Annotated in this window: 19 protein-coding genes; 12 read left to right on the top strand and 7 right to left on the bottom strand. The window is 44.6% G+C overall.

The features are described 5' to 3' along the window. Positions 1–367 precede the first annotated feature (367 nt). A complete protein-coding gene (locus ACFI6J_RS17760) occupies positions 368–2,956 on the top strand; it encodes a bifunctional diguanylate cyclase/phosphodiesterase (protein ID WP_014978867.1) in 2,589 nt (862 codons plus the stop codon). A 189-nt stretch (positions 2,957–3,145) separates the two neighbouring features. Continuing rightward, complete coding sequence (locus ACFI6J_RS17765; protein WP_462586300.1) at positions 3,146–5,050, top strand: propionyl-CoA synthetase; 1,905 nt, start codon at positions 3,146–3,148, stop codon at positions 5,048–5,050. Here the strand turns inward: ACFI6J_RS17765 and ACFI6J_RS17770 are convergent, their stop codons facing one another. Continuing rightward, positions 5,051–5,734, bottom strand: coding sequence for a cytochrome b/b6 domain-containing protein (locus ACFI6J_RS17770; protein WP_044583832.1), 684 nt, complete (start codon positions 5,732–5,734; stop codon positions 5,051–5,053). It abuts the gene before it with no gap. 404 nt (positions 5,735–6,138) lie between these two features. Between ACFI6J_RS17770 and dapB the strand changes: the two genes are divergently transcribed. The 8 genes from dapB to ACFI6J_RS17810 all read left to right on the top strand — a co-directional run bounded on the left by dapB (position 6,139) and on the right by ACFI6J_RS17810 (position 16,313). Continuing rightward, a complete protein-coding gene (dapB, locus tag ACFI6J_RS17775) occupies positions 6,139–6,942 on the top strand; it encodes a 4-hydroxy-tetrahydrodipicolinate reductase (RefSeq protein ID WP_014976121.1) in 804 nt (267 codons plus the stop codon). A gap of 371 nt (positions 6,943–7,313) precedes the next feature. Continuing rightward, a complete protein-coding gene (carA, locus tag ACFI6J_RS17780; protein WP_014948979.1) occupies positions 7,314–8,444 on the top strand; it encodes a glutamine-hydrolyzing carbamoyl-phosphate synthase small subunit in 1,131 nt (376 codons plus the stop codon). 13 nt (positions 8,445–8,457) lie between these two features. Further along, positions 8,458–11,679 (top strand): carbamoyl-phosphate synthase large subunit, encoded by a 3,222-nt coding sequence (carB, locus tag ACFI6J_RS17785; protein WP_039230311.1) that lies wholly within the window; start codon positions 8,458–8,460, stop codon positions 11,677–11,679. Between the two features lie 117 nt (positions 11,680–11,796). Further along, positions 11,797–12,273 carry a transcription elongation factor GreA gene (greA, locus tag ACFI6J_RS17790; protein WP_014948981.1) on the top strand — a complete coding sequence of 159 codons (477 nt, stop codon included), beginning with the start codon at positions 11,797–11,799 and terminating at the stop codon, positions 12,271–12,273. A 488-nt stretch (positions 12,274–12,761) separates the two neighbouring features. Continuing rightward, positions 12,762–13,304, top strand: a complete 543-nt coding sequence (locus ACFI6J_RS17795) for a methyl-accepting chemotaxis protein (RefSeq protein ID WP_462586301.1) — start codon at positions 12,762–12,764, stop codon at positions 13,302–13,304. A gap of 124 nt (positions 13,305–13,428) precedes the next feature. Further along, complete coding sequence (locus ACFI6J_RS17800) at positions 13,429–15,279, top strand: hypothetical protein (protein WP_039225620.1); 1,851 nt, start codon at positions 13,429–13,431, stop codon at positions 15,277–15,279. 10 nt (positions 15,280–15,289) lie between these two features. Continuing rightward, positions 15,290–15,829 (top strand): NUDIX domain-containing protein, encoded by a 540-nt coding sequence (locus ACFI6J_RS17805; RefSeq protein WP_014948985.1) that lies wholly within the window; start codon positions 15,290–15,292, stop codon positions 15,827–15,829. A gap of 91 nt (positions 15,830–15,920) precedes the next feature. Continuing rightward, the gene (locus ACFI6J_RS17810; RefSeq protein WP_039225621.1) at positions 15,921–16,313 is read left to right on the top strand and encodes a DUF3224 domain-containing protein; all 393 of its coding nucleotides are present in this window, start codon (positions 15,921–15,923) and stop codon (positions 16,311–16,313) included. A gap of 101 nt (positions 16,314–16,414) precedes the next feature. Here ACFI6J_RS17810 and ACFI6J_RS17815 read toward each other — a convergent pair whose 3' ends face one another. Continuing rightward, positions 16,415–16,864, bottom strand: coding sequence for an Hsp20 family protein (locus ACFI6J_RS17815; protein WP_014976128.1), 450 nt, complete (start codon positions 16,862–16,864; stop codon positions 16,415–16,417). A gap of 389 nt (positions 16,865–17,253) precedes the next feature. Here ACFI6J_RS17815 and ACFI6J_RS17820 point away from each other — a divergent pair, with 389 nt between their 5' ends. After that, a complete protein-coding gene (locus ACFI6J_RS17820) occupies positions 17,254–18,435 on the top strand; it encodes an acetate kinase (RefSeq protein WP_014948987.1) in 1,182 nt (393 codons plus the stop codon). A gap of 44 nt (positions 18,436–18,479) precedes the next feature. Beyond that, on the top strand, positions 18,480–20,621 hold the full coding sequence (gene pta / locus ACFI6J_RS17825; RefSeq protein ID WP_075176291.1) for a phosphate acetyltransferase: 2,142 nt from the start codon (positions 18,480–18,482) through the stop codon (positions 20,619–20,621). A 216-nt stretch (positions 20,622–20,837) separates the two neighbouring features. Here pta and ACFI6J_RS17830 read toward each other — a convergent pair whose 3' ends face one another. The 5 genes from ACFI6J_RS17830 to ACFI6J_RS17850 all read right to left on the bottom strand — a co-directional run bounded on the left by ACFI6J_RS17830 (position 20,838) and on the right by ACFI6J_RS17850 (position 26,396). After that, entirely contained in the window at positions 20,838–22,136 is a 1,299-nt protein-coding gene (locus tag ACFI6J_RS17830) for a Xaa-Pro dipeptidase (RefSeq protein ID WP_462586302.1), read from the bottom strand. 118 nt (positions 22,137–22,254) lie between these two features. Continuing rightward, positions 22,255–23,760, bottom strand: a complete 1,506-nt coding sequence (lnt, locus tag ACFI6J_RS17835) for an apolipoprotein N-acyltransferase (protein ID WP_462586303.1) — start codon at positions 23,758–23,760, stop codon at positions 22,255–22,257. Between the two features lie 106 nt (positions 23,761–23,866). After that, the gene (gene corC, locus ACFI6J_RS17840; protein ID WP_014948991.1) at positions 23,867–24,724 is read right to left on the bottom strand and encodes a CNNM family magnesium/cobalt transport protein CorC; all 858 of its coding nucleotides are present in this window, start codon (positions 24,722–24,724) and stop codon (positions 23,867–23,869) included. 116 nt (positions 24,725–24,840) lie between these two features. Beyond that, positions 24,841–25,317, bottom strand: coding sequence for an rRNA maturation RNase YbeY (gene ybeY, locus ACFI6J_RS17845; protein WP_014948992.1), 477 nt, complete (start codon positions 25,315–25,317; stop codon positions 24,841–24,843). Further along, complete coding sequence (locus ACFI6J_RS17850; RefSeq protein WP_168462754.1) at positions 25,314–26,396, bottom strand: PhoH family protein; 1,083 nt, start codon at positions 26,394–26,396, stop codon at positions 25,314–25,316. Before ACFI6J_RS17850 ends, ybeY begins: the two co-directional genes overlap by 4 nt. Positions 26,397–26,407 lie beyond the last annotated feature (11 nt).

Here is a 26,407-nt window from a genome sequence, read left to right on the forward strand (position 1 = left end):
CAGTAGTGTTAGATCCTGTTCAGATAAAAGAGCTCGCAAGTACTATCCCGGATTTCAAATAGTTAATTCGTAATAATAAGAACTTTCCACGGGTTCGAAACGTTTCAACGGTTTTTGCTGGAAATTTGTACAATTCTTGGCTATGTTAAACACTCAGGCTTGGCGATAATTTTCTTCGACTGAAGGTACGCGTTTAGGTACCCAATCTTCGCAGGTCCTGCTTTTAAAAAATATAAAACAGCTCGTAGACAACTGAAACAGCAAAACTTGTAAAGCGCTTAAAACCACGACACAACTTTTCATCCTTTTATTGTCGTGCTGCTATCGTTTGTGCTGAATTCGAAGAGATATCAAAAGGTTTGCTTAGATGGATTTACGCAGTGAACGCATGTTGTCAACCATGCGCACAACACAGCAAAACATTTCTGTGTTGCTCAATGAAAGTCGAACGAAAACAGAGGCTCTGTGTATATTACTTGCCTCGGTAAACCCTAGCAATGGAAGAGCAACGGTATTATCTTGCGACGTAAACCACCTATCATTAGAAGCCGAGAGTGTTGTTTTTCCTTCACATGTATTGCTCATGCTCCCGCTTACACCTTTGAGCGCTCCAATACCTTGCAAAGATTTTATCTTTCCCCCTTCACTCGAACATTATGCTGATAGCTATGTAGTAGTTGCTACCGTGCGAGATATGCAAAATGAAGTAATGGGTGTTGTTCTCACTTTTGTACGCCACAGTGTATTGAGCCCTCTACAACATACATTGATAGATATTACGCGCCAAAAAGTAGAGCTTAGTTACCAATATGAGCTGGCGCGTCATCCCTATTCAGACAAGTTATCCGAACAGCTTGCCTTGTTAGAAGAGGTGAGTTCAATTTCTAAAGTGGGCGCGTGGGAGATTGACAGATTCACAGGCGTACTTTCTCTGACTGAGGTGATGAAAGCCTTATTAGGCTTACCTCGTGTAAAAAGCGTCGGCCTTAATGAAGTGCTCGATATGCTTACCTCGAGTGATAGAAGAGACTTAAAGCAGCGCGTTTTTAAAGCGCTTAAAGAAGATAGAGAGTTCGTAAAGCACTTTGAATTTCACGACAAGCAAGGTCGCAGAAAAAGTATAAAACTAACCGTCTTCTTACAGGTTCAGCGAGGAAATACTAGCGGAATTAAATTAACCCGGCTTTATGGCGCAGTGCAGGATGAAACGGAAATACAGCGTCTATCGGATTCACAACATAACTACACAGATTATCTGACCAGTTTATTGAATAATGTGGATAGCGTGGTGTTAAGCATAGATGAACATGGCACTATTTTAACTGCAAATGAACGCGTTTATTCCGTATTAGGCTTTGAGCCCGAAGAGCTGATTGGGCAAGATATAAAATTAATATCAACCAAGGTGCAAAATACCGATGCGCCTTCTTGTTTCATAAACTTACCAGCGGGTTTAGCATGGTGTAGCGAAAATGGCTCGGTAAACGAATGTCTTCGCCATAAAAATGGTAAACGTATTGCCTGTGAAGTTAATTTGTCGAAATGCTCTGTGCATAATCAACAATTAATTATCGCCTCAGTGCGCGATATCACTAATCAAAACCACGAAATTGAGCATTACAAACAACTCGCTTTAATCGATACGGTGACAGGTCTTCCGAACTTACACCAATTTGAGCGATACCTTGGCGATAAAGCTCATGACGACAAGTCATCTAAACCATTTGCCACGTTTATGCGCGTTGCTATCTGTAACATAAAAGAATACGAAAATGCGTTTGGGGAGCCAACGATAGACTATATTCTGAGAATTTTGGCCAGTCGCTTCATTCGCATATTCGAAATTAACAAGCGCAATTCAGCCAGTATCTTCAAATGTGAGAGAGGCGCTTTTTATATTCATCTTCATCAATATTTTAGTGAAGAAGCACAGTCTCTAAATGCTGCACACGATTGCGCTATTCTTATCCACGATCACGTGCTAGCGCCAATAACCCTGCACAACAGCCTCTTAAATATTGAAACGCAAACCATAAGTTGCACGGTTCCAACAAAGCATTTTTCGTTTAAAAAGATAAAAGAACTATTGTCGAGAAAACCTTTAAGAGAGGTAAAAAATACTTCTACTTTTAAGTCGGAGCACGAGTATTTTCATGTTAATGCAAGTGATATCGAGCGATACAATTACATTAAACACTCTCTGAGCAGGGCTATTTCTAACAACGAGTTATATATTGAGCTTCAACCTCAATATGATGCAACGAAGAGCGTTATAAGCTCAGAGGTGTTGTTAAGGTGGAAGCATCCTCATATGGGTACAGTAAGCCCTTCTGAATTCATTCCTATTGCCGAAGAGAATGATTTTATTGCTGAACTCGGGCTGTGGGTGTGCAACGAAGCTTGCAGGTTACTTAGTGAATGCCAGTCAGAGAACATTAACACTAAGTTGTCTGTCAATATCAGTGCAATGCACTTAGCGCGAGCTGATTTTGTGAGTAAGTTTGTCGCAATAGTAAATAAGTGGCGCGTGTCACACAAAAATTTAACTCTAGAGCTCACTGAAGGTGCATTGATAAGAGGCGTGAGCGTTATTCAACGTCGCGTTAGAGAATTAGCGGAACAAGGGTTTAGTTTATCTATCGACGATTTTGGTCTTGGTGACTCAAATTTAAATTATCTTCAAGACTTGCCAATTACCGAACTGAAAGTGGACAGGGTATTTGTCGAAGCGATGGAAGGCTCGCAGCAAAAAACATTATTGGTTACAAGTATTTGCAACATGGCCAAAGCGTTACACATAAATACCGTAGCTGAGGGAATAGAGACAACGGGTCAATTAGATCAAGCTAAGGCATGTGGTTGCGGAGCATTTCAGGGATATTATTTAGATAAACCCATGAGTGTAGATGATTGGAAAAGTAAAATTAGTGAGAAGCAATATAAAGAAGGTAGTTAACCTTACGCAGTCGAGGGCTTATTCAAGTATGCGTTGAAACAACCGCTTCGATACCTCTTGTTATCAAATAGGGAAATAAAGTTTAACTTTATGTAAATCAATTTGTTAGTCGATCTACGCCTGAAGTCTTATTAGTAGATGTCATGTAACTATCGTAGGGTGAAGATAAACCCTACTCAGGACATGGTTATGACTTATAAAGATGAATATACTGCCTCGACCCAGCACCCCGATGAGTTTTGGTTAGACCAAGCACAAAAGCTAGCGTGGTTTCAACCTCCTCAAAAAGGATGCCAACCTACCGATAATGGTTACTTCGACTGGTTTAGGGGAGGGCAGCTTAACACCAGCTATTTAGCGCTCGATCATCACGTAAAAAATGGTCGTGGCGATAAAGCCGCGCTTATTTATGACTCACCTGTTACACAAACCACTCAGCACTTTACTTACAAAGAGCTATTAAACCGTGTTGCCGAGTTCGCAGGCGGCTTATCTCGCTTGGGTGTGACGAAAGGTGACCGCGTGATTATCTACATGCCCATGATCCCGCAAGCAGTGATCGCGATGCTTGCTTGCGCTCGTTTGGGAGCTGTGCACTCTGTGGTGTTTGGCGGCTTTGCCGCAAATGAGCTTGCAGTACGAATAGATGACGCAAAACCGATAGTTATTGTTACTGCGTCATGTGGCATTGAAGGCAATAAAGTTCTACCGTACAAGCCTCTTGTTGATGAAGCAATATCATTAGCAGAGCACAAACCACAGGCATGCGTGTTGTATCAACGCGCTCAGCTAATTGCTGAGTTAAATGAAGCAACTGATCACGATTGGCTCTCTCTGGTTGAAGCTAGCGTGCCAGCTTCTCCTGTTGCCGTCGATGCAACTGACCCGCTTTATGTTCTTTATACTTCAGGTACAACCGGTAAACCCAAGGGGGTCGTTCGAGATAATGGCGGGCACGCGGTTGCTCTTCATTATTCAATGGGCGCGATTTACGGTATTAGTGAGGACGATATTTTTTGGGCTGCATCGGATGTTGGTTGGGTGGTCGGTCATTCATATATTGTCTATGGCCCGCTCATAAAAGGCGCAACGACGGTACTGTACGAAGGAAAGCCCATTGGCACTCCTGATGCCGGTGCATTTTGGCGTATGATAGAGTCTCACAAAGTGAATGTGCTTTTTGCAGCTCCAACAGCATTTAGAGCGATACGAAAAGCGGACCCTGATGCTGAGTTTTTATCTAAATACAATACGTCGAGTTTGCGTACCTTATTTATGGCGGGTGAACGACTAGATCCGCCAACATATTTCTGGGCGAGCGAGAAAGTAGTTGTTCCTGTTATCGACCATTGGTGGCAAACCGAAACTGGCTGGCCAATTTGTTCAAACCCGATGGGGCTTGAACCATTGGCCACGAAACCCGGTTCATCAAGCGTGCCTACGCCTGGGTTTAACGTAAAGGTATTGCAAGGTGCTGATGAACAGCAAGTAACCGGTGAAAAAGGCGCTATTGCTATCAAGTTACCGCTTCCCCCAGGTTGTTTGACAACGATTTGGCAAGACCATCAACGGTTTGTTGATGGCTATTTACGAGAATTTGAAGGGTATTACAGCACCGGAGATAACGGGTACGTAGATGAAGATGGCTACGTATTTATTATGGGTCGCACCGACGATGTCATAAACGTTGCCGGGCACCGGTTATCTACCGGTGAAATGGAAGAAGTGCTTGCAGGACATCCTGCCATTGCTGAATGTAGTGTAATAGGCATCCATGATGCACTGAAAGGGCAATTGCCAGTTGGATTGGTACTGCTAAAAGACGGCGTTACCGTTGATGAACAGGCACTTGAGCAAGATTTGGTTCAACGGGTTCGAGATAAAATCGGGCCGGTGGCGTGCTTTAAGCGAGCCATCGTCGTCAATCGTTTACCCAAAACCCGGTCAGGTAAAATACTCCGCAAACTGCTGCGTCAAATTGCAGCCAATGAATCTGTTGCCGTACCCTCAACCATCGATGATCCGTCAAGCGTAAGTGAGATTGAGACGCTCATGCGAGAGAAGGGCTTGGTCAACAAGCCCACGGCTGTTTAGCTAGTAGTAATATTCATCTGCCTGTGGAGCTGGCGGGTATACTTCAATAGCCACATATACAGCTGCTGCGGCGATGAGCGCCACAACAAAAGCACGTAGAATTCGCGAGTCAGTAATACCTGCTGTTGCTGACTCCTTATTGCCATGCACCATGGCAGGAACCAATTTTTGCTTCTTATACACGCTGTAAAATATTACCGCGCCTATATGAAGTGCGATAACGTAAAGTAACACATCAAAGGCAAGGTGATGCAGAGTGTTCATTAGCGCTAGTGTTTCTTCTCCGGCTAACTGGCGATAGGGACCGTCTAAGAAAATATCATCGGTCATGAACAATCCCGATACCGCTTGTATGGTAAGCAACACTAGCATAACGACGACAAACCATCCGCCTAAAGGGTTGTGGCCAATAGCGGGTTCGGACTGCCTATTAAATAAGGTTTTTATATAATTGAAAACCTTTCTGGGACCAGTAATAAAGCTACTGAACTTCGCGTGTTGCGTACCAACAAATCCCCAGATTATGCGGAAAACGATAAGGAATAAGGTGAAGTACCCAATGTAAAAGTGCCATTGCACTTTGTTTTCAAGCCATTCAACTGTTGCATATTGCGCTAAAAGGCTCGCTACAATAAGCCAGTGAAAAAGCCGGGTGGGAATATCCCATATAAGAGTTTTTTGCATAGTAAATTTAGTTGGGTTGTATTCTGACTTATCCACACTTGCCGTTCAGCGGTGACGAATAAGTACTCGGTCATCTGTTAATTGCCATAGCGTCGCTTAACTTACTCTATAAAACAAGTAGGCCCAACGGCAGAAAACCTCTGTTTGTCTTAGTGTTGCAATTAGGACATGGTGATCTTTGCATTAAAAATGCGCAGTAAAGCTCAACATGTCCTAAGCATCGTGTACTGAATTTTTTTTACATCCGAGCCTGAAGTTTTGGCAAAGAACTATGCAGATTGGTAGTGGTTAAATCTTACCGATTCCTTGTTATGCCTATTTAATATGAATCTCACATTGCAATAGTGACGGCATTTGGCAAAATGCCTCACAGTTGAAGGTTTATAAAAGTGTAAAACGAAAAAATGAAAGTAGGATTATTTGGCGCCAACGGGCGTATGGGACGGGTTTTAGTTGAAGCGCTAGATTTAAGTGACGATGCACAACTTAGCGTGGCAACGGTACGCGATGATTCACCTTGGGTTGGACTAAATGTGGGCGAACTTGCGGGCATTGGCAAAAAAGACGTTGATTGTACTGCGCTATCAGATTTAAGTGGTAATGATGCAGATGTAATGATCGATTTCACCCTGCCTTCGGTTATTGAAAGTAATCTTACGTGGTGCGTTAAAAATAAAATGCCTGTTGTTATTGGAACTACTGGATTAAACGATTCACAGTTAGCGGCACTCGACGAAGCAGCAAAGCATATACCTATCGTATTTGCGGCTAATTACAGTGTGGGCGTAAATTTAATGCTTTCCCTAGTTCGACAAGCTGCAAGTGTGCTGGGTGAAACGGCTGACATCGAAATAACAGAAGCACATCACAGATTTAAACAAGACGCGCCTTCTGGTACAGCCATGGCCATTGGTGAAGCCATTGCTGACGAATTGGGCCGTGATTTAAAAACCTGCGCTGTATACGGCAGAGAAGGAAAAGAGCCTGAACGCGACCAAGGTACTATTGGCTTCGCAACAATTCGAGCCGGAGACATTGTCGGTGAACACACAGCCTTATTTGCAGATATTGGTGAGCGCCTGGAGATTACGCACAAGGCATCAAGTCGACTTACTTTTGCGAAAGGTGCAGTGCATGCAGCAAAGTGGTTGTATGGAAAAGAACCTGGTCTATACTCCATGGTTGATGTACTGGATTTAAAGCTATAGGCGTTTTTATGCCAGCATGCTGTAGCTAAATTAGCAGGCGAGCTTGAGGGCGTTATCAAAGTGTTAAACTAAAGTTGCACTTTAAATGAGCAATAAGCCGTACTTTCGGTGGTTCTGCGCAAAAATGGTGGTATAAGCGGCATTTTAGTAAATTATTACAAATAAATTTGCCATTTTCGGTCAGTGATGTATACTCGCCGGAATTTGCCAGAATTTCGTATTCTGAGGCCGCCAAAATGGCTGAAGAGTGCGGTTTTATTAGCTGCAAAGATCGTAAAACGGGATGTATTGTTATCAATAACTCCCGTTTTTTGTGGGGTTTGTGCAGAAAACTGCACAAACACATAGTTATCCTTAATCTGGAGGTTGACTTGGCTAATTCTGCCCTTTTGGTGTTAGAGGATGGTTCTGTTTTTAAAGGTACGGCGATAGGCGCTACAGGCTCCGCCGTTGGGGAAGTCGTTTTTAATACTTCCATGACCGGCTATCAAGAAATTCTCACCGACCCATCCTACGCTGAACAACTCATCACCCTTACTTATCCACACATTGGCAACACCGGCACTAACGAAGAAGACGTCGAAGCAGATAAAATCTGGTCGAAAGGTCTAATCATCCGTGACCTACCTCTTGTTGCTAGTAACTTTCGTCAACAGCAAACTTTGTCTGAATACCTTAAAGCGAAAGGCGTTGTGGGTATTGCCGACATTGATACACGTCGCTTAACGCGTATCTTGCGAGACAAAGGTGCACAAAACGGCTGCATTATTTGCTCTGATGAATTAGACGAGTCTAGCGCACTAGCGCAAGCAAAAGCTTTCCCCGGCCTTAAAGGCATGGATTTGGCAAAAGTAGTAAGTATTACTGAGCCAAAAACATGGACAGAAGGCAGTTGGGAACTTGGTAAAGGTTATGTAACACCAAGCGAGTTCAAATATCACGTTGTTGCTTTTGACTACGGTGTTAAAAATAATATTCTTCGCATGCTAGCTGACCGCGGTTGTAAAGTTACGCTAGTACCAGCGCAAACGCCTGCTGAAGACGTACTAGCCATGAATCCTGATGGTGTATTTTTGTCAAATGGCCCAGGCGACCCAGAGCCATGTGACTACGCAGTAACCGCAATCAAAACTATCGTCGAAACCGGTACGCCTGTATTTGGTATTTGTCTTGGTCACCAGCTACTTGCTATCGCAAGTGGTGCGAAGACAGTGAAGATGAAGTTTGGTCACCACGGTGCAAACCACCCGGTTAAAGACCTTAAGCGCAATGTAGTTATGATCACTAGCCAAAACCACGGTTTTGCAGTTGATGAGTCTAGCTTGCCAGATAACCTAGAAGTAACTCACATTTCGTTGTTCGACAAGTCGCTGCAGGGTATTCACCGCACCGACAAGCCTGCGTTCAGCTTCCAGGGTCACCCTGAAGCCAGCCCAGGTCCTCATGAAGCGGCACCGTTATTCGACCACTTCATCGAACTTATTGAACAACACAAGCAGTAGGAATTAGCCCGCTATGCCAAAACGTACCGACATACAAAGTATTCTTATCATTGGTGCTGGCCCTATTGTTATCGGCCAGGCTTGTGAATTCGATTATTCAGGCGCGCAAGCGTGTAAAGCCCTTCGAGAAGAAGGCTACCGTGTTATTTTGGTTAACTCTAACCCAGCAACCATTATGACCGACCCAGAAATGGCAGATGCGACTTATATCGAGCCTATTCACTGGGAAGTAGTTCGCAAGATCATTGAAAAAGAACGTCCAGATGCCATCTTACCTACAATGGGTGGACAAACTGCGCTTAACTGTGCGCTAGAGCTAGACAAGCACGGCGTACTTGAAGAGTTCGGTTGTGAGCTCATCGGTGCAACGGCAGATGCAATCGATAAAGCAGAAAACCGCGAGCGCTTTGACAAAGCAATGAAAAACATCGGCCTTGAATGTCCACGTGCGGAAATCGCGCACAGCATGGATGAAGCGCACGATGTACTAAGCCGCATCGGCTTCCCTTGTATCATTCGTCCGTCTTTCACCATGGGTGGAACCGGCGGCGGTATCGCGTACAACATTGATGAATTTAATGAAATTTGTCACCGTGGCTTAGACCTTTCTCCTACCAACGAGCTGCTTATCGATGAATCGTTGCTAGGTTGGAAAGAGTACGAAATGGAAGTAGTACGCGATAAAGCAGATAACTGCATTATTGTATGTACTATCGAAAACTTCGACCCTATGGGCGTGCATACCGGCGACTCAATCACAGTTGCTCCAGCACAAACCCTGACTGACAAAGAATTCCAGCTAATGCGTAATGCAGCGATGGCTGTACTGCGCGAGATTGGTGTTGAAACCGGTGGTTCAAACGTACAGTTCGGTGTAGATCCGAAAACTGGTCGTGTAGTAATCATCGAAATGAATCCTCGCGTATCGCGTTCATCAGCGCTTGCTTCGAAAGCAACAGGTTTCCCAATTGCGAAAGTAGCAGCGAAACTTGCGGTAGGTTATACGCTAGATGAATTAGCAAACGACATTACAGGTGGCCTAACGCCAGCATCTTTCGAGCCGTCTATCGACTACGTAGTGACTAAGATCCCACGCTTTAACTTTGAGAAGTTTGCCGGTGCTAACGACCGACTGACTACTCAAATGAAGTCGGTAGGTGAAGTGATGGCCATTGGCCGTAACCAGCAAGAATCACTGCAAAAAGCCCTTCGCGGTCTTGAAGTAGGTGCGACAGGCCTTAACCCAATGGTTGACCTTGAAGACCCTGAGTCACGTAATAAAGTGGTTTACGAACTTCGTCAACCTGGTGCAGAGCGTATTTGGTACATTGGTGATGCATTCCGTATGGGCATGACGGTTGAAGAGGTATTTAACCTTACTAATATCGACCGCTGGTACCTTGTACAGCTTGAAGATCTTATTCTTCTTGAAGCTAAAGTAGCAGAGCTTGGTTTACCGGGTATTGATGCTGACTTTATGCGCGCACTTAAGCGTAAAGGCTTCTCTGATGCGCGTCTTGCCGAGCTAACCAAAGTGGCAGAAAGCGATATTCGTGAAACTCGTCGTGACTTTGGTGTTTCTCCTGTCTACAAGCGTGTAGATACTTGTGCAGCAGAATTCTCTACCAGTACAGCTTACATGTACTCAACGTATGACGAAGAGTGTGAAGCAGCGCCAACCGACAAAGACAAGATCATGGTTTTGGGCGGCGGTCCAAACCGAATTGGTCAAGGTATTGAGTTCGACTACTGCTGTGTTCACGCGGCGCTTTCAATGCGTGAAGACGGTTACGAGACCATTATGGTTAACTGTAACCCTGAGACAGTATCTACCGATTACGACACATCAGACCGTCTGTACTTCGAGCCAGTGACGTTGGAAGATGTACTTGAAATCGTTGCTAAAGAGCAGCCTAAAGGCGTTATCGTGCAGTATGGTGGTCAAACGCCACTTAAACTTGCCCGTGCACTAGAGGCGGCGGGTGTACCGGTTATCGGTACCTCACCAGAAGCGATTGACCGTGCCGAAGACCGTGAGCGCTTCCAGCAAATGGTGAACAAGCTTAACCTCAAGCAGCCTGCGAATGCCACGGTAACTAACGTTGAGCAAGCGCTAACTATGGCTGAAGAGATTGGCTTCCCGCTAGTGGTTCGTCCAAGCTACGTGCTAGGTGGTCGTGCGATGGAAATCGTGTATGACCTCAAAGATCTTAAGCGTTACCTTAATGAAGCGGTTAAAGTGTCCAACGACGCGCCAGTATTGCTAGACCGTTTCTTGGATGATGCTATTGAAGTTGATATCGACGCTATTTGCGACGGTAAAGACGTAGTGATTGGCGGCATCATGGAACACATTGAACAAGCGGGTGTTCACTCTGGTGACTCTGCGTGTTCATTACCTCCACACTCGCTTTCAAAAGAGATTCAAGATGTCATGCGCGAACAAGTTAAAGCCATGGCGCTTGAACTTGGCGTAGTCGGTCTGATGAACACACAGTTTGCGATTAAAGATGGTGAAGTATACCTAATCGAGGTTAACCCTCGTGCAGCACGTACCGTTCCATTCGTTTCTAAGGCAACGGGTGTACCTCTTGCTAAAGTTGCAGCACGTGTAATGGCTGGCGTGAGCCTAGCCGAGCAGGGCGTAACAGAAGAAGTGATTCCACCTTTCTACTCTGTGAAAGAAGTGGTGCTTCCATTTGCTAAGTTCCAAGGTGTTGACCCACTGCTAGGCCCAGAGATGCGCTCAACGGGTGAAGTAATGGGCGTTGGCGATACCTTCGAAGAAGCCTATGCTAAAGCTAACTTAGGTGCGGGTGCGCCACTACCTAAGCAAGGTAAAGCGCTTATTTCAGTACGTGATACCGACAAGCCTCGTATGATTGCTCTGGCAAAAGCGTTGGTTGAAGCGGGCTTCAGCATTGAAGCTACCCGCGGTACAGCTACCGAGCTTTATGATGCAGGCATCATGAGTACTGTGGTTAATAAGATGTCTGAAGGCCGCCCTAATATTGTTGATGCAATCAAAAATGGCGAATACGCGTATTTGATTAATACAACAGAAGGTCGTCAAGCCATCACCGACTCAGTGTACATTCGTCGTGAAGCCTTGCTAAACAAGGTAACCTACACCACGACAATGAACGCAGCGTTCGCAACTATCCGTGCTAAGTCTGCTGATGACCGCAATAAAGTGGCGTCAGTTCAAGAACTACACGCTAGACTCAAACACTAATGACATACGCTAGGATACGAGGTATCCTAGCAATATTACATTTGTGTGAACGAATAAAAAGTGCGCCTTCGCGGCGCACTTTTCTGTTTAAATTACTAGCTAAGTGAGACGGTATTCATGAGTCAGTATCCAATGACAGCGCGCGGCGCTCAAATGCTGCGTGACGAATTAAATGAGCTAAAAACCAAAACACGCCCACGTATTATCGAGTCTATTGCCGAAGCACGTGAACATGGTGACTTAAAAGAAAATGCTGAGTATCACGCGGCCCGTGAGCAGCAAAGCTTCTGTGAAGGCCGCATTCAAGATATTGAAGGCAAGCTATCAAATGCACAGATTATCGACGTTACCAAAATGGAAAATACGGGTAAGGTTATTTTCGGTACTACCGTAACCATTCTAAACGTCGATACCGATGAAGAAACCACCTACCGTATTGTTGGTGATGACGAAGCTGATATTAAGAACAACTTGATTTCGGTTAATTCACCTATCGCTCGTGGTCTAATAGGCAAAGAGCTTGATGACATGGTAACGATTCAAACGCCAGCCGGCGCAGTTGAAGTTGAAATCATCGAAGTAGAATATATCTAACTACGCAAGCCAGCAGAGTCCTTCTGCTGGCTATATTTTCCGTCACAAAACTTCTGAATCCGATCATGGATTTGTAATCTGTTAAGCCAAAGCGTTTTTTAATTTTCTTGCCTGTGTATTGTTGTTTAGTAAGCATTGATTGAACTCAACGGTTAGCCCTGTTCCTGCTGCGCTCGTACTTTAAGTATAAAATTAAGTGATGACACTGTCCCGTTAGCTCACTTTTGCGTTTTCCTATCCCAAAATATATGCGATTTTTAGTATAAAAATCCACCGCTTTTACAAAGAGGCCTATACTTAGCTCTGGAACCAGTTGTAGATGTATCGGTTTTATCACCTTTTCATTAATCCGTTGCTTCGAAAGAAGTGATGCATCTCGTACTGTTAACACAACCATCTTAGCTTTACGTGACCTTATTCGGGGGTTGGGCCAGTCGATAAGCACAAGCTCTCGATTATCAAACAATTTAGAAACGGCGTGCGCTGAAATGCTAAGTGACGCTGGGAGTACTCAGCAACTCACCACTAATATTGCATCGGCGGTTGAAGAGGTGGCGGTAACAAGCCGTGAGATTGCCAGTTCTTCGTTGGCAACGCTTAATGCGAGTCAAAGCCTAGATCGTTTAGCTGACCATTCGCTCTTAGCCAACGACAATATACGAAAGAGCATGGTAGTGCTTTCAGATGATATTCGAAATGTTCAATCTAATGCCGCTCAAATGGAAATGAAAGTCAGCGAAATAGGAAATATACTGGAAACTATCAATACTCTTTCCGACCAAACTAATCTTCTCGCACTTAATGCAGCAATTGAAGCAGCGTGCGAGCTCGAGCTTATGGCGAATAATATGTCGTCTGCGGCCGAGCAACAGTCAGTGACCACGGAAGTGGTAGCTAAAGATGTAGTAGCGGTTGAGGAAGCCGCGCGACACGAACTTCACATTGCACAACAATTGCCTGAGCTGTCTGATGAAATGCAGCGCAACAACCAGTTACTGCAACGCACTATTGCGGGGTTTAACGTAGATTAAGAACGGTTAATAGCCCGAGCTTAAAAAATTGTAGTCTCTGACTGGCGGGCGCTCTACTTAAAATCATTGCTCAATCTACTTACACTAAGTATGATTTTTCCTTTTGTTTTCGAAAGGATGCATCATGGCTTATGATTTTGGTTCTCAGACGCTAGGGATAAAGAACCCATTTAAGACAGAAGGAGCGCTTAGAACACTGGGTGGTGTCTTAACGCTATTGTTAGCGGTTTACGTTGTTTTCACAGTACCGGCAATATTTGAAGCCAACAAGGTGAAAGGCTATACCTTGCTAGCGGTTGGTTTTGTTTTAGTAGTGTCGGGAATACGCCATACGGCGGTTGGTATCCTTCAACTTATGCGCTTTTTTGTAGGTAGAACGGTTCCCACTTCACTGGCCTACAACTTCTCAAAATCTGAACAAGATGCTGCTCAGGCAGAGCAAAAATCCCTGCTTTACTCAAAAGAGTCACTGCACTCTATGCTTATGGGAAGACGAAATACTACCTTTGAGGAGCCAAAAGGCTGGCTCGCTCGGCTAGTTCACAGCGTTTTTCCTAAGCTTGTTTTCTTACCTTACCCGCTACGCCATCTTGCCCAAGAAATTTTAGCCATGGGGGCGACACTTATCGTGGGCTTAGTTACGTACGCCATCGTCTATTTTCTAGTAAGTAATGGCTTTGCAGGTGAAGTCGCAAAAATTGTCGTTATGCCTGTTCTTTCTTTGGTATTGCTTATCTATTTTGTTGCCAACTGGACCTCTACGGCAAAGGGCATCCATAACGAAGGAAACTCGCAACTTGCTAAAGCGGGAGGGTTGTCAATTGGTGTAATCATTGGATTAGCACTTGTCGTTCCTCTTGGTGCGGGTGTGTTTCTCGATGGTGTGGTGGGAAGTAATATCAATGAACTTAAAACCTGGTCTGAAGAACACGCTTTTTTTAGCGCTTGGCTGAACTTTGTATACCTTTTCATCAGTATCGGCGTGGTGATAGGTCTCGTATTTCCATTACTTAAAAAGCGCATGGATTTAGTGACACCACAAACTGAAGTCAGCGAATTTCGAGCAAACATGCAAGAGTCTGTTCATCCCAATGAGATTTTTATCAATATAGAAAACATCGTGCTTGCCAACCGTCGTTACAAGGAAGTCCCAAACAGAATATACGCAGACTTTGTTCCTAAGCTTAAAGAGCAGGCTGAAGGGAAGGGTAGTTTCGAAGGGGAATTACTGATAGAAACTCAGCCAACCCTCAGTGAGGGGTTGGCATTACCCAGAGGGGCTAAAGTAGCGCTGAGCGCCATTGCGCAAGTTGCCGTCGTTGTTGCCGCGGTATTGTTTTACTCATCTGGCGTACAGCTTGCTGAGCTACTACATCTGGTTATCAATATCGGTGTAGATAACAGCGCACTGTTGAACAATGCTTTTTCTATGGTCAATAATTTGCTCATGCTGATATTCGCTTGGCTTACTTTCAGAGCGGCAGGAAGTATTTTAAATAACGCGTCTCACATGTTTTGGGGCGAGCTGAACTTTAACTCTTTGCTTATGTACATGAAAACCGAAGGCACGTATACCGAGTCTAGAGTTTCAACAGGTATGGCAATTCACGATTCTACACGGTCTGAAAATGTCGTAGTTAGAAGCAGTATCACACCGTGGATCATTACTAGCCGAATTAACACTTCTATATTCGCCACTAGCGGTATGAACAATCTGGAAGCCCCGCGCTTTGTAATGGGAATGAACAAAAACGACGGAGAATTGAAGGAAATCGTCGACGAAATTAAAGCATTCTTACGCGGTAGAGAGACCATCGCTTCAATCACTAATGAATCAGACTTAGCCAATGCAAGTACCATTCATCAAGTTAATCAACAAACCCGAGCGTTTAATAAAAACCCTGACGATCGCCTAACACTTAAAGAGACGGAAGAAAGTGCAGGTTTTCTTCGAAACGAAAAAGACAGTGAGTGAGGAGTGAGGCATGGCTGATATTAAAACACTAGATACAAAAGTTGTGTACGAAAACAAATGGCTTCGCGTAAGAGAAGACAAAATACAACGCAGCAGTGGAAACGAAGGCATTTACGGCGTGGTGGAAAAGCCTGACTTCGCTATTATTTTGCCGATAGAAGGCGATACGGTTTACATGGTTGAGCAATATCGCTATACCATAAAAGAGCGCCAGCTTGAGTTGCCTCAAGGTGCATGGGAAAGTAACCCTGATGTCGACCCTGTTGAATTGGCGAAAGGTGAACTTAAAGAAGAGACTGGCTTAACTGCAGATTCAATGGAATATGTGGGTTTTCAATATTTAGCATACGGTTTTTGTAATCAGGGTTATCACATTTATGTAGCTAAAGGCCTCACCCAAGGCGCACAAAAACTCGATATTGAGGAAGAAGACTTGCGCGTTGTTTCACTCTCCTTAAATGAGTTAAAGGAGAAAATAAAACGTGGTGAAATCAAGGACGCAAGCACCTGTAACGCAGTGGGGTTAGCCATGCTTAAGGGGATTATCTAAACACCCTGTTACAATTTGCTGACTGTTTTTTTCTTTCTGAGAAGCTAGGGTTTACAGTTTATAACTAAAAACCATTTATAAAGAGATATTTATGGCGTTCAAAGGAAGTTTTTCCATTACTCAATGGGACGAAGACACACTTAGTGAAAGATCAGAGGGAATTAAGGTATCTCACGCTAGTATTAAGCAGGTGTATTCTGGTGAAATGAGTGGCGAATCTAATGTCGAGTTTTTGATGTCTTATCAATCTGAGATGTCTGCCAAATTTACCGGGTTTGAAACCTTCGTTGGCGTAGTAAACGGTATGCGCGGCACGGTTACTTTTCAGCATGCCGGTAAGTTTGAGAATGGAGTTGCAAGCAGCGAATTTATATCAATCGAAGGGTCTGCTACAGGTGAACTGACGGGAAAAAACCTTCGAGGTAACTTTAAGTCTGGTGAATCGGGTAAAGCTGATTACGCCATTGAAATCGACAACGCGTGAGTAACGGGTAAGTGGCAACGAAAAGCGATTTTTTTAAGCCCAAAAAAAACGGCGCCGAAAGGCGCCGCTAAAAGTTGGGAAACAAACCAAGAAACTAACTATTAATTTTCAATTAAACGAGAACCAATCTCTATTTGACGAGGCTTCTTGGCTTCAGGAATGACTCGCTCCATATCGATGTGTAACAGACCGTTTTCCATATCTGCAGCAAGCACTTTTACATGGTCGCCAAGTTGGAATTTACGCTCAAAGTTACGCTCTGAAATGCCCTTGTGTAAGAACTTACGCTCTTTGCTTTCTTTATCGTCCGCTTCCGTTTTCTTCGTGCCCGTAATCGTCAACGTGTTTTCTTCAACCTGAATAGAAACGTCGTCTTTACTAAAGCCGGCAATGGCCATGGTTACACGATACTTGTCATCGCCAAGTAACTCTATGTTATACGGCGGGTAGGTACTTTGCTTCTCAGCACGAGATGCTGCATCAATTAATGACGCTAGGTGATCAGAACCAATGAATGAACGGTAAAGTGGAGATAGATCGATAGTACGCATAGTCATATCCTCAAAATTAAGCAATATGTTAAAAGTTTAAATGCCCCGACTCTGCGGCGGCGGTTTTGTCGACCTGACCTTTCAGCGCCGACAAAACATATATAGGAATGGCCCAAATACTTTTCAAGAAAGAAAATGCATATTTTTTCCAAAAAACTTGGATTTAATTTTAAGTGTATGTATTTATTGGTTTTATTTGTTTCTTTTTTTACGGCATGAAATGAATCGCGTGCTTTTCAATAAATATTGAGAAAAAACCTCACATACAATAAGTGTATGCGATGTTTTTTATAAAACATTTAGCAATTGTTTAACCAATCCGGTTGTTTATAAATGCTACAATTTGGTTAAGCAAAATGTCTTACCACTTTTATTTGTAAATTTAAAAAATGAAGAAAGAAGTTATAGTTTTAAATTGCGGCAGTTCGTCCGTAAAGTTCGCGATAATTGACGCTGACACTGGAGAGGCTGGACTGTCTGGTATTGCTGAAGCACTAGGTAATAGTGATGCTAGTTTGTCTTACAAGTTAAACGGCAAAAAAGAAAAACGCGCACTACCTGAAAAAGCTGGCCATACCGAAGCGTTAAGCGCAATTTCAGAAGTTATCGCTAGTACGGGCGTTAAGCCTATCGCAATAGGGCATCGTGTTGTTCATGGTGGTGAAAAGTTTAAGCAGGCTGCACTTGTCGATGATAGCGTACTAAAAGCAATTGAAGATTATGCAAGCATGGCTCCGCTTCATAATATGGCGAACCTAAAGGGGATCGTCACGGCGCAAGAGGCTTACCCTGACCTGCCTCACGTAGTCGTATTTGATACTTCTTTCTTTCAAACCTTACCCCAAAAAGCCTTTATTTATGCTTTACCCATGTCGCTTTATCGCGAGCACGGCATAAGACGCTACGGATTCCATGGAACCAGTCACAAGTTCATACTTGATAGCATGGCAAAAATTCTTGAGAAGCCGGTTTCAGATACCAGCATAATCAGTGCCCACCTAGGCAATGGCTGCAGTGTGTCGGCTATAGAAAAAGGTGTGGCGGTAGACACAAGCCTTGGCTTTATTCCTCTTGAAGGCTTAGTTATGGGCACTCGCTGTGGCGACTTAGATCCGAGTCTACCGGGAACGTTGCAGAAGAAGCTTGGCAAAACCGCAGATGAGATAAGTGATTTACTTAACAAACAGTCTGGATTACTTGGTATCTCAGAGCTGAGTAACGACTGTCGAACCCTTGAAGATGCGGCGCTTGAAGGTCACGAAGGTGCATTATTGGCCATTGAAATTTTTTGCTATCGCTTAGCTAAATACATCGCGGGTTATATGGTAGCCGTGCCCACGTTAGACGCTATTGTATTTACAGGCGGAATAGGGGAGAACTCATCGCTTATTCGTGAGACAACTATGGGGTATTTCGCCCACTTTGGAATTAGCTTAGATGAGCAAAGAAATACCGACGCGCGATTTGGTCAAGGTGGAAAGATTACCGCTGATACCGCATCAACGGCAGTTTATGTTGTGCCTACAAATGAAGAATGGGTGATAGCCGCAGAAGCTGCAACCTTCGCGTAAATTATACAAGCAACGCCAACGCGTTAGCAAAAGCAGGAGTAACTATGTCTCGCAGAATTATGTTGATCCCCGTAGGCACCAGTGTTGGCCTAACTACGGTCAGCATGGGCCTTGTTCGTGCTATCGAGGAACAAGGCATAAAGCTCAATTTCTTTAAGCCCGTTGCACAGCCACGTAAAGGCGATAACGGCGAAGAGCGCTCTACAGCAATTATTGCGCACCATGCCAGTGTGTCGCCCATCACGCCTTTCGAGCTTGAATACGTAGAGCGAATGATCAGTAACGACAGCACCGATGAGCTCTTAGAGGAGATCATCGAGCGGTTTGAAGAAAGCAGTGTTCAAGAGGCTGTTACTGTTATTGAAGGACTGGTGACAACTCGCCATCATCCTTATGCAGAGCGCCTGAATTTAGAAATTAGTCGGGCACTTGATGCCGACATCGTTTTCGTGGCTGTGCCGGGAAATGAGTCGACCACGGATATCAATCATCGCCTCGAAATCGTTGTAGACACCTATGGCGGTCACAAAAGTCAAAAAGTAGTGGGCTGTATCTTCAACAAGGTTAACGCGCCTTTTGATGAACATGGTCGCTTACGCGCTGATATTGGCGCAATAGAAGCCCCTGAGCACGACGAAGAGCGAACCCAAGCCTTACGTGATTTGCCTATTTTCAAAAAGGGCTTGAGTCTACTTGGCACAATTGACTGGAGCGCTGATTTAGTATCTCCTCGCGCCACCGACGTAGCGAAGCATCTTAACGCTAGCTTGTTAAACGAAGGCGAGTTGGCTGAGCGGCGTTTAAGTAGTGTCACGTTTTGCGCGCGAGAAATTCACAATATGACGCACACCTTAAAGCCGGGGGCGCTACTTGTAATGTCGGGTGATCGCGGCGATGTTTTTGTGTCGTGCTGTTTAGCTGCATTAAACGGCACAAAGCTAGGCGCGCTCTTGCTTACCGGCGGCTATCAGCCGGATGAAAACATTATGGCGTTGTGTAGCCAAGCCATGGAAACGGGTTTACCGGTTATGCTGGTAAATTCCAATACGTGGCAAACAGCACAAGCACTTCACGCTTTTAATCAGGAAGTACCTGTAGATGACAGTAAACGCATTGAAAAGGTGATGGTTCACACTGCGGAAAGTTTAGACGCAAGTTGGGTAAATTCACTTACCCAAAAAGTGTCGCGCCAGAAAAAACTCTCTCCATCAGCGTTTCGTTTTTACCTAACAAACCGTGCAAGGCAGGTAAATAAACGCATTGTGCTTCCTGAAGGAAACGAGCCAAGAACCGTGGTGGCGGCCTCTATTTGTGCCAAACGGGGTCTTGCTCGTCCTGTATTGCTAGGCGATGAAACTGAGATTAGACGGGTAGCAGAACAGCAAGGTGTTGTACTGAGCGAAGGCGTTGAGATTCTCTCGCCGTCGGCCATTAAAAAAGACTATGTTGAGAGCTTAGTGGCGCTACGCGGCCATAAAGGTGTGACGGAAGTGGTTGCCCAAGAGTTGTTAGAAGATAACGTAACTCTGGGCACGATGATGCTTCAGCAAGATGACGTGGATGGATTAGTGTCAGGTGCAGTAAATACAACTGCGAACACTATTCGCCCAGCGCTCCAGTTAATAAAGACCGCTGAAAACGCGTCTTTGGTGTCGTCAGTATTTTTTATGCTGTTGCCTGACCAAGTTTTGGTTTACGGCGACTGTGCAATTAACCCAGATCCCAACGCTCAACAGCTCGCTGATATTGCTATTCAATCTGCGGAATCTGCACAAATGTTTGGCATTGAGCCGCGGGTTGCGATGATTAGCTACAGCACTGGTTCGTCAGGTGCAGGAAGCGATGTAGAAAAGGTGAGAGAAGCGACCAAAATTGCGCAAAGCCTTCGCCCTGATTTACTTATTGATGGTCCACTTCAATACGATGCAGCGGCTATCGAAAGTGTGGGCAAGAGCAAGGCACCAAATAGCCCTGTTGCTGGTAAGGCAAACGTGTTTGTTTTTCCTGACCTCAATACCGGAAATACCACTTACAAAGCGGTACAGCGTAGCTTCGATCTAGTGTGTATTGGCCCAATGCTGCAAGGCATGCGAAAGCCCGTTAACGATTTAAGTCGCGGTGCATTGGTTGACGATATTGTATTTACCATAGCACTTACTGCTATTCAGGCGGCAGGTAACGTTTAACTGGGTAGACTACCTATCTGTTGTAAGGTAGTTGCTGCTAACAAAAACGGCGCTACTTCAAATGAAGTTAGCGCCGTTTTTTATTTCTTAGTCTGATGCAGTGTGATGTATTGCTAAGCTATTAACCTTGCGTAGCGACTATCCTCTGCTATGCTCCGTGCAGCAAGCTGCAATCTATGAACTACAAGCTAAAGATTTTCCTTTAGCGGCCATTCATCACATCGCGTACTGCTTCACAATTTGTCCATCTTTCATAACAAAGCCCACTTTTTCCATAAGGCTCATATCATCTAGTGGGTTGCCGGGCACTGCGACGATATCTGCCAGCTTACCTTTTTCCAAACTTCCAAGGGTAGCTTCTTGTTTCAGTAAGCGGGCAGGGTTAATAGTAGCAGCTTGAATAGCCTGAATGGGGGTCATACCGAACTTCACCATCCGGGCAAACTGCTTAGGATTATCACCGTGAGGGTAAACCCCGGCATCGGAACCAAATACCATATTTACACCAGCTTTAACTGCCTTCTCAAAGTTTTCGCGCTGAGTTTTACCAACAATACGCTCTTTATTCAGGCTTTCTTCTAGAATACCGGCTTTCTCTCCTTCACCCAGAATATATTCAGTTACGTAAATATCCATAGAGAAGTAAGTACCGTTCTTTTTCGCTAAATCTATCGCTTCGTCATCAAGCAAACTTACGTGTTCTACTGAATCTACACCCGCTTTAATGGCTGCTTTAATGCCATTAGTGCCATGAGCATGAGTCGCTACTGTCAAACCACGCAAATGGGCCTCATCAATGAGGGCTTTCATTTCTTCGAATGTGTATTGCTGTGCACCTACTTTTGTGCCTTTAGACAAAACGCCACCTGTAGCGCAGAATTTGATCACGGTAGCGCCGTACTTAATATTTCGACGTACTTTTTTGCGTACTTCCCACGGGCCATCGGCTACACCTTCGCTATAATTGTCATACTCATAGGGCAAAAGATTGCTGTCACAATGGCCGCCAGTTACGCCTAGGCTTGGCCCAGCTACAAACATGCGCGGTCCCACTACGTCGCCCGCGTTGATGGCATCTCTTAACGCAACATCAGCAAAACCAGGTGCACCCACATTACGCACAGTGGTAAAACCTGCATCTAACGTTGCTTTAGCGTGTTTAACGCCAGTAATAGCCGCGCGGGGCAGTGATACTTCTAAACGCTTGTACCCGTGTCGAGTTGCATCACTGGTTAAGTGTACGTGCATATCCATTAACCCAGGCATTAGCGTGGCATTGCCTAAATCAATACGTGTTGCTTCGTTTGGAACTGTCAGGTCTTTCAGGCGACCAGATGCAGTAATTATATTGTCCGTTACAATAATAGCCGCCTGTTTGACGACTTTCCCGTTAGCAACGTCAATCATGCGATCTGCAGTAATTACTGTTGTCTCTGCGAAAACAGCAGTAGAGCAAACAATGGCAGTGATAGAAAAGGTGAGTAGTTTTTTTGAAAAAAGAGAAACCCAGTTCACAAGTATTTCCTTAATTAGCACACATTGAACTTTGCAAAAAAACAAGTTCAACATGTCCTACATCGAGTTAGTATTATTATTGAATGACTATTGTGTCGGTACCTTTAACTTGTACAGATCAACTCTGTCTTCGTCTAAGAAGTAACGCACTAACAAATAGCAAAATAACTATAAACCAAACACCTAGCTCTTGAAGATGGTAATACGGTGTAAACCCTCTGGTTGCGACAACTGGCGCCGAAATATTACCTGCCATGAATTGAGGTAGCCGAGCAGTTATTTCGCCTCTGTGGTCTATAAAAGCCGTAATGCCATTATTTGTCGCTCTAACGACAGGGCGGCCTAACTCAAGGGCGCGCATTTGCGCTATCTGCAAATGCTGAGCAGGCCCATGTGAGTGACCAAACCACGCATCATTACTCACGGTTATGATCATGTCGGTATTTTCATATACATTTGCCATCACTTGATGGGGAAACGCAATTTCAAAACAGATAGCGGGGGCTAGGTGAATGCCGTTAGCTTCAAGGTTTGCCTGTTGATAGTCACCTCGAGAGAATGATGACATAGGTAAATCGAATAGGGGAGCGAGCGGGCGAAGCCAGTCTTCAAAAGGTACGAATTCGCCTACGGGCAATAGATGATGTTTCGAAAATCGGTTGTTGTGGAAATATTGATAGTCGGGATAAGCGGCATCTGGCGTACGTTTACCTAGCACAATTAGGTTGTTCCACGCTTCATCAGTTTCCCAGTTGTAATTAACAATACCCGTAATAAGTGCCGTGTTCTCTTGAAAGGCTCTTTCGTTAACTTTAGCAAGATAAGGTTGGGCTAATGGCTCAAGCTTGGGAACCGCGGCTTCAGGCCAAATGATGAGGTCGTTATCCCATAAGCTTTCAGTTAATTTCCAATAGGTGTCCATGGTTGGACCATCTTGCTCTGGCACCCATCGCAGACTTTGCGCGATGTTGCCTTGAGCCATGCCTACTGAGTAGGTTTTTTGGGGCGCAACCCAAGTATGTTGTTTAAGAAGGTAGCCACTGGTAAATAAGCACAGCGCCACTAGCATTGCGTTGGCGAAAGTTCGCTTATTGTGTATCAACGCAAATAGCGTAGCGCTGATAACGATAAGCGCGCTTATTCCCGTTTCTCCGATGATTGGCGCAAAGCCTGAAAGAGGGCTCTCTAATTGACTATACCCTAAAGATAACCATGGAAAGCCGGTTAGCATCCAGCTTCGTAGCCACTCCGCCGCAACCCAGAAAAGAGGTAACGCCATTGGCCACAAGTGGGGAGAGAAGTACTTGGCGGTTAACTTGGTGGCAAGCGCAGGATAAAGCGATAAGTAACCACATAGCAACGCCATAATGCCAATAGATGCCGCAATGGGAAGCCCGCCAAAGTCGGCAATACTCACATGAACCCAGCTTATACCCGCTCCAAACCATCCCGCACCGAACAGCCATCCGGCTAAAAATGGACGATGTTTGAGCTTTATCACCTGACGTATAGCAAGTGCAAGCGCAGGAATAGTTAAAAGCCACATGTTAAAGGGAGCGAAAGCAAGGGTTAAGCTTGCACCACTTAGTAAAAGAAGAAGGTGGGGAGTAAACCGTTTCAGCATAGGAGTCATCTGATCGTGGTTAATAGAGTTGTTACGTCAACATAGGGTGAGCACGCATAAAATCATGCTGCCCTATGCTGAAACAGGCGTAGTTTGCGTTACTTCACTATTCGAGCGAAGGCACTGAAACCTTAAGTTGGATAAGTCGGCGCTTATCAGAGTTAGTCACTTTAAATTGAATGTCGCCAATGGTGATTTCGTCATTGGTTTCAGGCATATGACCAAACGCTTTCAGCACAATACCGCCAATAGTGTCGGCTTCTTCTTCGCTAAACTTGGTTTCAAAAAACTCGTTAAAATCGTCAACCGGCGTTAAGGCTTTAACAGAGTATGTTGATTTATTTAACGGGCGAATATCATCGGTACCATCTTCTTCCGTATCGTATTCGTCTTCAATTTCACCCACGATAATTTCAAGGATATCTTCAATCGTGACTAGACCAGACACACCGCCATATTCGTCTACAACAATGGCCATGTGGTAGCGTTGCTGACGGAACTCTTTAAGCAGAACGTCCACGCGTTTGCTTTCTGGAACAATAACCGCTGGGCGAAGAATATCGCGAAGGTTAAATTCTTTTTCCGCGTTAAATGCAAAAGCCAAAAGATCTTTTGCTAACAGGATACCTTCGATGTGGTCTTTATCTTCGCTGATAACAGGGAAACGGGAGTGAGCAGATTCAAGCATTACAGGTAAAAACTCTTCTACCTTTTGCTCTACATCGATGGTGGTCATTTGAGCGCGAGGGATCATGATATCCCTTACTCGCATTTCATTTACCCCAATAACCCCTTCAATCATTTCGCGGGTTTGTGGGTCTATGATTTCGTTCTGTTCAGCATCAGTAATAACCGATACTAACTCTTCTTTACTTCTCGGCTCGCCAGAAATTGAATTTTTTAGTTTATCTAACCAACTCTTGCCTGATGAGCCGTTGGTAGAGTGAGGATTATCGTCGCTCATAATGTCCGTTTAATTGTTAGTTCAACGCCAACGTTAAAATGGTTCTCGCTGGTCGTCAATGTTTTATTGTTATTAAGTGTTAAAGTACTTAACTAACAACGGTTTAAATTGAATTGTTAATCAATAGATTCGTAAGGATTAGCAATGCCAAGGTGCGCAAGAATATCAATTTCCTTGCTTTCCATTTCCTCAGCTTCCGCATCATCAATATGGTCGTAACCCATTAAATGCAATAGCCCGTGAACAGTCATGTGCGCGTAGTGGTTGCTTACGTCTTTATGCTGTTCTTCGGCTTCTCGACTAATAACGGGGGCACAAATAACCAGGTCGCCTAAAAGGTTTATTTCTATACCTGGAGGCGCTTCAAACGGAAAAGATAAAACATTTGTGGGTTTATCTTTTCCTCGGTATTCATGGTTAAGGCTTTGACTTTCGGCTTCGTCAGTAAAGCGAATGGTCACTTCTTGCTCAGCTAACCCTTCGTACTTGAGCACGGCGTTAGCCCAAAGCTCAAGTTCCGAAGGTGAGGGAATGGCCGATAAAATGGCCTCGTCACCTTCAAACGCTTGCTGTACATCAATAATGGCGCTCACGATGCGTTGTCGTCTTTCGTTTGCGTCGCACTATCGTCTTGAGAAGCCTGTTCACGCTGAAGGCGCAACGCTTCTTCTTTACGTGCTTTGCGAAGACGCTCTTGTTCAGCGTCGTGCACTTCATAGGCTCTTACGATACGCGCAACCACAGGGTGGCGGACCACGTCTTCAGCGTTAAAGAAGTTGAAAGAAATGTCATCCACTTCACTTAACACTTCAATAGCATGACGAAGACCTGATTTTGCACCGCGAGGTAAGTCTACCTGCGTGATGTCACCGGTGATAACCGCTTTTGAATTGAAGCCAATACGGGTTAAGAACATTTTCATTTGCTCTACCGTGGTGTTTTGACTTTCATCCAGGATAATAAAGGCATCGTTCAGCGTTCGACCGCGCATATAGGCCAGCGGTGCAACTTCAATGACGTTGCGTTCCATAAGCTTTTCTACTTTCTCGAAGCCCAACATTTCAAATAGGGCGTCGTAAAGCGGACGAAGGTACGGGTCAACTTTTTGTGAAAGGTCGCCGGGTAAGAAACCGAGCTTTTCACCCGCTTCTACCGCCGGGCGGGTAAGCAAGATACGGCGAATTTCTTGTCGCTCAAGCGCGTCCACAGCAGCAGCGACCGCTAGGTAGGTTTTACCCGTACCGGCAGGTCCAATACCAAAAGTAATATCGTGGTTTACAATGTTCGCCACATATTGCGCTTGGTTAGGGTTACGCGGCTTAATCACACCGCGCTTGGTCTTAATATTGACTTCTTTGCCATAGCCGCCTGTTGCGTCTTTTTCAATAACGCGGGCTTCTTGAATGGCAAGATGAACTTGTTCTGCTTCTAGCTCGGGAATACGGCCCTTAATAGGCTGAGTTTCTATATAAAGAAGCTTAAGTAATTCGCTGGCACTTTTTATTTGCTGCGGTTCACCCAACACCTTGAATGCGTTATTTCGGTAGGTAATTTCTACCCCTAACCTGCGCTCAATTTGTTTAATGTTGTCATCAAAGGGGCCACATAAACTCGACAAACGTTTGCTATCTGCCGGTTCTAATTCAAATTCGTTACTAACCAATGTACTCAAGCTACTTTTTT

The sequence above is a fragment of the Alteromonas sp. G4i13 genome (assembly GCF_054960505.1).

Bases quoted from the DNA above. Each gene is read 5' to 3' on its own strand.
- ACFI6J_RS17760 (WP_014978867.1), top strand. From the start codon at position 368: ATGGATTTACGCAGTGAACGCATGTTGTCAACCATGCGCACAACACAG.
- greA (WP_014948981.1), top strand. From the start codon at position 11,797: ATGAGTCAGTATCCAATGACAGCGCGCGGCGCTCAAATGCTGCGTGAC.
- carB (WP_039230311.1), top strand. From the start codon at position 8,458: ATGCCAAAACGTACCGACATACAAAGTATTCTTATCATTGGTGCTGGC.
- ACFI6J_RS17795 (WP_462586301.1), top strand. From the start codon at position 12,762: ATGCTAAGTGACGCTGGGAGTACTCAGCAACTCACCACTAATATTGCA.
- ACFI6J_RS17815 (WP_014976128.1), bottom strand. From the start codon at position 16,864: ATGCGTACTATCGATCTATCTCCACTTTACCGTTCATTCATTGGTTCT.
- ACFI6J_RS17810 (WP_039225621.1), top strand. From the start codon at position 15,921: ATGGCGTTCAAAGGAAGTTTTTCCATTACTCAATGGGACGAAGACACA.
- ACFI6J_RS17765 (WP_462586300.1), top strand. From the start codon at position 3,146: ATGACTTATAAAGATGAATATACTGCCTCGACCCAGCACCCCGATGAG.
- ACFI6J_RS17800 (WP_039225620.1), top strand. From the start codon at position 13,429: ATGGCTTATGATTTTGGTTCTCAGACGCTAGGGATAAAGAACCCATTT.
- dapB (WP_014976121.1), top strand. From the start codon at position 6,139: ATGAAAGTAGGATTATTTGGCGCCAACGGGCGTATGGGACGGGTTTTA.
- corC (WP_014948991.1), bottom strand. From the start codon at position 24,724: ATGAGCGACGATAATCCTCACTCTACCAACGGCTCATCAGGCAAGAGT.
- pta (WP_075176291.1), top strand. From the start codon at position 18,480: ATGTCTCGCAGAATTATGTTGATCCCCGTAGGCACCAGTGTTGGCCTA.
- ACFI6J_RS17770 (WP_044583832.1), bottom strand. From the start codon at position 5,734: ATGCAAAAAACTCTTATATGGGATATTCCCACCCGGCTTTTTCACTGG.
- ACFI6J_RS17805 (WP_014948985.1), top strand. From the start codon at position 15,290: ATGGCTGATATTAAAACACTAGATACAAAAGTTGTGTACGAAAACAAA.
- lnt (WP_462586303.1), bottom strand. From the start codon at position 23,760: ATGCTGAAACGGTTTACTCCCCACCTTCTTCTTTTACTAAGTGGTGCA.
- ACFI6J_RS17820 (WP_014948987.1), top strand. From the start codon at position 17,254: ATGAAGAAAGAAGTTATAGTTTTAAATTGCGGCAGTTCGTCCGTAAAG.